General features: G+C 41.2%; 5 protein-coding genes. 4 read left to right on the plus strand and 1 reads right to left on the minus strand.

Annotated features, from left to right (window positions below; all coding sequences use genetic code 11):
- Window positions 1–15 precede the first annotated feature (15 nt).
- Window positions 16–3,678, plus strand: coding sequence for a DNA-directed RNA polymerase subunit beta' (gene rpoC / locus RDN22_RS03490; RefSeq protein WP_308555947.1), 3,663 nt, complete (start codon window positions 16–18; stop codon window positions 3,676–3,678).
- Between the two features lie 63 nt (window positions 3,679–3,741).
- Here rpoC and RDN22_RS03495 read toward each other — a convergent pair whose 3' ends face one another.
- Window positions 3,742–4,401: a prepilin peptidase gene (locus tag RDN22_RS03495; protein WP_308555949.1), complete on the minus strand. Its 660-nt coding sequence runs from the start codon at window positions 4,399–4,401 to the stop codon at window positions 3,742–3,744.
- Window positions 4,402–4,585: 184 nt separating this feature from the next.
- Here RDN22_RS03495 and rpsL point away from each other — a divergent pair, with 184 nt between their 5' ends.
- The 3 genes from rpsL to fusA all read left to right on the plus strand — a co-directional run.
- Complete coding sequence (gene rpsL / locus RDN22_RS03500) at window positions 4,586–4,993, plus strand: 30S ribosomal protein S12 (RefSeq protein ID WP_003549020.1); 408 nt, start codon at window positions 4,586–4,588, stop codon at window positions 4,991–4,993.
- 15 nt (window positions 4,994–5,008) lie between these two features.
- Window positions 5,009–5,479: a 30S ribosomal protein S7 gene (gene rpsG / locus RDN22_RS03505; protein WP_308555955.1), complete on the plus strand. Its 471-nt coding sequence runs from the start codon at window positions 5,009–5,011 to the stop codon at window positions 5,477–5,479.
- 33 nt (window positions 5,480–5,512) lie between these two features.
- Window positions 5,513–7,184, plus strand: a 1,672-nt coding sequence (gene fusA / locus RDN22_RS03510; RefSeq protein ID WP_308555957.1) for an elongation factor G, incomplete at its 3' end; no start/stop codon positions are given.

Below are 7,184 nucleotides of genomic sequence, written 5' to 3' on the forward strand. Positions count from 1 at the left end.
TAGGAGGTTAAACTTTTGATCGACGTAAATAAGTTTGAAAGTATGCAAATTGGTCTTGCATCACCTAACAAGATCAGAAGCTGGTCATATGGTGAAGTTAAGAAGCCAGAGACCATCAACTACCGTACTTTAAAGCCTGAAAAAGATGGCTTGTTTGATGAAAGAATTTTTGGACCAACTAAAGATTGGTCATGTGCTTGTGGTAAGTACAAGGGTGTTAGATACCGCGGCATAGTTTGTGATCGTTGTGGCGTTGAAGTTACCTCTTCAAAGGTAAGAAGAGAACGTATGGGTCACATCGAATTAGCAGCTCCTGTAACTCATATTTGGTACTTCAAGGGTATTCCATCAAGAATGGGTTTGGTATTGGATATTTCTCCAAGATTGCTTGAAGAAGTAATTTACTTTGCTGCATATATCGTAATTGACCCAGGTGATACTGACCTTGAACCTAAGCAATTATTAACTGAAGCTGAATACCGTGAACAAAAGGCAAAATACGGCAACCGCTTCGTAGCTAAGATGGGTGCAGAAGCTATCCGTGATTTGCTTAAGAAGGTTGACCTTGACAAAGAAGTTAAGGATTTGAAGAAAGAACTTCAAACTGCAACTGGTCAAAAGCGTACTCGCGCAATTAGACGTTTGGACATCTTGGACGCATTCAAGAACTCAGGCAACAAGCCTGAATGGATGGTTATGGATGCTGTTCCAGTTATCCCACCAGATCTTCGTCCAATGGTTCAACTTGAAGGTGGACGTTTCGCAACTTCAGATTTGAACGATTTGTACAGACGTGTTATTAACCGTAACAACCGTTTGAAGAGATTGCTTGATTTGAACGCTCCAAGCATCATTGTTCAAAACGAAAAGCGTATGCTTCAAGAAGCTGTTGATGCTTTAATTGATAACGGTCGTCGTGGCCGTCCAGTTGTTGGACCAGGTAACCGTCCACTTAAGTCACTTTCACACATGCTTAAAGGTAAGCAAGGTCGTTTCCGTCAAAACTTGCTTGGTAAGCGTGTTGACTACTCAGGTCGTTCAGTTATCGATGTTTCACCAAAATTGAAGTTCTATCAATGTGGTGTTCCTCGTCCAATGGCTTTGGAATTATTCAAGCCATTCGTAATGCACGAATTGGTTAAGCGTGGTATTGCTTCTAACATTAAGAACGCTAAGCGTAAGATCGATCGTGAAGACGATGACATCTGGGATGTACTTGAAGACGTCATTAAGGAACGTCCAGTTCTTTTGAACCGTGCACCTACTCTTCACCGTTTGAGTATCCAAGCCTTCGAACCAGTTTTGGTACCAGGTAAGTCAATCAGACTTCACCCATTAGCTTGTGAAGCTTACAACGCCGACTTCGACGGTGACCAGATGGCCATCCACGTACCACTTTCAGATGAAGCTGTTGCTGAATCACGTTTGTTAATGCTTGCTGCTCACCACATCTTGGCTCCTAAGGATGGTAAGCCAATCGTTACTCCATCACAGGATATCGTTTTGGGTAACTACTGGTTGACTCAAGCTGAACGTGGTCGTGAAGGTGAAGGCATGATCTTCAGTTCACCAGCAGAAGCAACTGTAGCTTATGAAAATGGTGACATTCACTACCATACTATTATTGGTATGTCAGCTGATGCTATGCCTAAGAAGCCATGGCCTAAGGGTTATGAACACGGCATCTTCATCACTACTTACGGTAAGCTTGTCTTCAACCAATTGTTCCCAGATGACTACTTCTACATCAACGAACCAACTGAACAAAACTTGAACAATCCATTGGATGCCAAGTACTTCTTAAACGAAGGTGAAGACATTCATAAGAAGATTGATGAAGTTGGCGACGATTTAGTTGCTAGTCCATTCAAGAGTGGCTTCTTGTCAGACTCAATTGCCACTATTTACAAGTACTACAAGGTTCAAAGAACTTCAGAATACTTGGACGACTTGAAGAAGTTAGGTTACACTAGTTCAACTACTTCAGGTATCACTATTGGTATGACCGACGTTCCTGAAATCCAAGACAAGGATGAAAAGGTAGCTAAGGCACGTAAGCAAGTTGACGTTGTTTCTAAGCAATTTAGACGTGGTTTGATTACTGAACAAGAACGTCACGATCGAGTAATTAGTATTTGGAATGCATGTAAGGATGAAATCCAAAACGAAATTGCTCAAATTTACGACCCACGTAACCCAATCACTATCATGGCCGACTCAGGTGCCCGTGGTAACATTTCTAACTTTACTCAGTTAGCTGGTATGCGTGGTTTGATGGCTACTCCAAACGGTGGTTTGTTCGAAATTCCAGTTACCTCAAACTTCAAGGAAGGTTTGTCCGTGCTTGAATTGTTCATGTCCACTCACGGTGCTCGTAAGGGTATGACTGATACGGCCTTGAAGACTGCTCAGTCAGGTTACTTGACTCGTCGTTTGGTTGACGTTGCTCAGGATGTTATCATTCGTGAAGACGATTGTGGTACTGATCGTGGTATTACAGTTAAGGCCATTATGGAAGGCGACGAAATGATTGAACCATTATATGATCGTTTGGTTGGTCGTTTCACTGCTGAAACTGTTAAGGATCCAAAGACTGGCGAAGCAATCGTTGGTAAGGACGTCATGATGGACGAAGCAATGGCTCGCAAGATTTGTGATGCTGGTGTAACTGAAGTTAAAATCCGTTCAATTCTTACCTGTGATACTCCTCACGGTGTATGTCGTAAGTGTTATGGTATGAACCTTGCTACTGGTGAAGAAGTTGAAGTCGGTGAAGCAGTTGGTACTGTTGCCGCACAATCAATTGGTGAACCAGGTACCCAGCTTACTTTGAGAACTTTCCACAACGGTGGTGTTGCCGGTGCTGAAGATATTACTCAAGGTTTGCCTCGTGTTCAAGAATTGTTCGAAGCACGTAACCCTAAGGGTCGTGCAACCATTTCTGAAGTAGATGGTGTAATTGACTCAATTCAAGAAAACCCAGCTGAACATACTCGTGAAATCACAGTTAAGGGTAAGATTGATACTAGAAGCTACAGTGTTCTTTACACTGCTTCAGTAGCTGTTGCTGAAGGCGACTATGTTCACCGTGGTGACAAGCTTACTCTTGGTTCTGTTGACCCTAAGGAATTGATCCAAGTAACTGATACTTTGACTACTGAAGAGTACATCTTGGCTGAAGTTCAAAAGGCCTACAGAATGCAGGGTGTAGATATTTCTGACAAACACGTCGAAGTATTGACTCGTCAAATGCTTCAAAAGGTTCGTGTACTTGACCCAGGTGAAACTGACATCTTGCCAGGTGAAGTAATGGACATCGGTCAATTTAGAGACCGCAACAAGGAAGTAATTATTTCTGGTGGTATTCCAGCAACTGCACAAAGCGTAATCTTAGGTATTACTAAGGCTGCTTTGGAAACTAACAGTTTCTTGTCAGCTGCTTCATTCCAGGAAACTACTCGTGTTCTTACTGATGCTTCAATCAGAGGCAAGAACGATCCACTTCTTGGTCTTAAGGAAAACGTTATTATTGGTAAGATTATTCCAGCTGGTACTGGTATGCCTGTATACCGCAGCATGGAACCTGAAGCTGACGTTAAGAAGCCAGATTCAGTTTACTCAATTGCTGACATCGAAAGGCAATTAAAGGAAAAAGATAACGCTGAACCACAAAAGTAAATAATTTCTGTTAAATAGATTTAAAAAGAGTTCCTATCTAAGTGATAGGGACTCTTTTTTGTGTTATAAGAGATTGGCAAATAATACACCTACATAAATATAAGGAATAAATGGGATCGAATCGTTTTGTTTTTCTAATAGATAAACGATGATGGACAAAATTGATGCAACAAGAAAGGCTATGTTAGAAGACATTGAACCATAGTGAATAGATAGAATGAGGTAGAGGTATAAATCGCCAAAGCCCATTTTTCCTTTAATAGCAAATATGAACATGATAATTGCAAGTGGCAGTAATAAAACTAAGTTATATAAAAGTTGGGCGTCAAATTGGCCAAACGAAATAATGACTAACGGAATTAAGAAGATTGTAGGGAATTCTTTTTCGTAATAATCAAAAATGGCAATTATTAATAGGAAGAAACGGAATAAAAATTCAAATATACTGGGTACATTGAAGTTTAGATCAATGAACGATAATCCGCCGATGAATTCGATGATGAACAAATGCGGCGGTATTTCTTGTTTACAGTTTCTGCATTTTCCTTTTAATAATAGAAAAGAAATGATTGGAATTTCATCAAGAAGTGAGAGGGGCATTTTGCAGCTGGCACATTTTGAACGGGTAAACGCGAAGTCTTCAAGATTGTATCTGTCATAAATTACGCCGGCGTGAGACGCAAGAGCTGCCCCAATAAAAAAGTTAAATAAAATTTGTAGCATTTTTGTTCCTCCAATATTTATTACGCAAAAAATGCTGATTTTTCTTTTTTTATTTTTAAAAAGTTTGATTTCTGGAGAAAACCGAGTACAATAGTGTTTGTATGTTTTGAACAGTTTATTCGTGAGTCAAAAAAGAAACTCCCGGATGTGTGAACAAAATAGTAATTTTTAGGAGGAAAAATTAATGCCAACCATTAATCAATTGGTAAGAAAAGGCCGTCATTCAAAGGTTACTAAATCAAAGTCACCTGCTTTGAATTACAGCTACAACAGTATGAAGAAGGAATCAGTATTCAACCCAGCTCCACAAATGCGTGGTGTTGCAACTCGTGTTGGTACTATGACTCCAAAGAAGCCTAACTCAGCTTTACGTAAGTACGCTCGTGTTCGTCTTTCAAACTTGATCGAAGTTACTGCCTACATCCCAGGTGAAGGCCACAACTTGCAAGAACACTCAGTTGTATTAATCCGTGGTGGTCGTGTAAAGGACCTTCCTGGTGTACGTTACCACATCGTTCGTGGTGCCCTCGATACTGCTGGTGTTGAAGGCAGAAAGCAAAGCCGTTCTAAGTACGGTACTAAGAAAGATTAAAGGAGGAGTTAAATAATGCCTAGAAAAGGTCACGTAACTAAGAGAGACGTTTTAGCAGATCCAGTTTACAACTCAAAGCTTGTTACTAAGTTAATCAACCACTTAATGATTGATGGTAAGAAAGCTAAGGCATCTTCAATCCTTTACGATGCTTTCAACATTGTTCAAGACAAGACTGGTAAGGAACCACTTGATGTATTTGAAGAAGCTATGAACAACGTTATGCCTGTATTGGAAGTTAGAGCTCGCCGTATCGGTGGTTCAAACTACCAAATCCCAGTTGAAGTACGTCCTGAAAGAAGAACTACTTTAGGTTTAAGATGGCTTGTTTCATACGCTCGTTTACGTAACGAACACACTATGGATGAACGTTTAGCTAACGAAATCATCGACGCTTCAAACAACACTGGTTCAGCAGTTAAGAAGCGTGAAGACGTTCACCGTATGGCTGAAGCTAACCGTGCATTCGCACACTACCGCTTCTAATTTGTTCGTTTTAATTTAAGGAGAGAATAATTTATGGCTAACAAGCGTGAATTTCCATTAGCAAAGACACGTAACATTGGTATTATGGCCCACATCGATGCGGGTAAGACTACTACTACTGAACGTATCCTTTACTACACTGGTAAGATCCACAAAATTGGTGAAACTCACGAAGGTGATTCACAAATGGACTGGATGGATGAAGAAAAGGAACGTGGTATCACTATTACTTCTGCAGCCACTACTGCACAATGGAAAGACTACAGAATTAACATCATTGATACCCCAGGACACGTTGACTTCACTATCGAAGTTGAACGTTCACTTCGTGTTCTTGATGGTGCCGTAACTGTTCTTGACGCCCAAGCTGGTGTTGAACCACAAACTGAAAACGTATGGCGTCAAGCTGAAACTTACGGTGTTCCTCGTATTGTTTTCGTTAACAAGATGGACAAGATCGGTGCTGACTTCGATAAGTCAGTTAAGTCATTGCACGAACGTTTAAACGCTAATGCACATGCCGTTCAAATGCCTATTGGTTCAGCAGACACTTTTGAAGGTGTTATCGACTTGATCAACATGGTTGCTGATATCTACGACGAAGACAAGCTTGGTTCTAAGTGGGACACTGTTCCAGTTCCAGACGAATACAAGGAAGAAGCTGAAAAGCGTCGTAACGACTTAATTGAAGCTGTTGCTGATGTTGATGACGGCATCATGGAAAAATTCCTTGGCGGTGAAGAAATTTCTAACGATGAATTGAAGGCTGCTATCCGTAAGGCAACTTTGGACTTGAAGTTCTTCCCAGTTTACGCTGGTTCAGCATTCAAGAACAAGGGTGTTCAAATGATGCTTGACGGTGTTATTGACTACTTGCCATCACCACTTGACGTTAAGCCTTATGTTGCTCATGATCCTAAGACTGGTGACGAAGTTGAACTTATGGCTGACGACAAGAAGCCATTTGCAGCTCTTGCATTCAAGATCGCTACTGACCCATTCGTAGGTCGTTTGACTTTCATCCGTGTTTACACTGGTTCTCTTGAATCAGGTTCATACGTATTGAACGCTTCAAAGAACAGTCGTGAACGTGTAGGTCGTTTGCTTCAAATGCACGCCAACTCACGTACTGAAATTCCAGAAGTATTCTCAGGTGATATCGCTGGTGCCATCGGTTTGAAGAACACCACTACTGGTGACTCATTAACTGACCCAGATCACCCACTTATTTTGGAAAGCTTGAAAGTTCCAGATCCAGTTATCCAAGTATCAGTTGAACCTAAGTCAAAGGCTGACCGTGATAAGATGGACGTTGCTTTGCAAAAGCTTACTGAAGAAGACCCAACTTTCCGTGCTGAAACTAACCCAGAAACTGGTCAAACTTTGATCTCAGGTATGGGTGAACTTCACTTGGACATCATGGTTGACCGTATGAGACGTGAATTTAACGTTGATGCTAAGATCGGTGAACCACAAGTTGCTTACCGTGAAACCTTCACCAAGGAAGCTAAGGCACAAGGTAAGTTCGTTCGTCAATCAGGTGGTAAAGGTCAATACGGTGACGTTTGGATTGACTTTACTCCTAACGAAGAAGGTAAGGGTTACGAATTCGAAGATGCCATCGTTGGTGGTGTTGTTCCTCGTGAATTCATTCCTTCAGTTGACCAAGGTTTACAAGAAGCTATGAAGAATGGTGTTCTTGCAG

Origin of the sequence: uncultured Lactobacillus sp. (assembly GCF_902491705.1) — a bacterium.
Taxonomy (GTDB): domain Bacteria; phylum Bacillota; class Bacilli; order Lactobacillales; family Lactobacillaceae; genus Lactobacillus.

What these genes read in the sequence shown, in the direction of transcription:
- RDN22_RS03495 (WP_308555949.1), bottom strand. Translation starts at nt 4,401, where the DNA reads ATGCTACAAATTTTATTTAACTTTTTTATTGGGGCAGCTCTTGCGTCT.
- rpsL (WP_003549020.1), top strand. Translation starts at nt 4,586, where the DNA reads ATGCCAACCATTAATCAATTGGTAAGAAAAGGCCGTCATTCAAAGGTT.
- rpsG (WP_308555955.1), top strand. Translation starts at nt 5,009, where the DNA reads ATGCCTAGAAAAGGTCACGTAACTAAGAGAGACGTTTTAGCAGATCCA.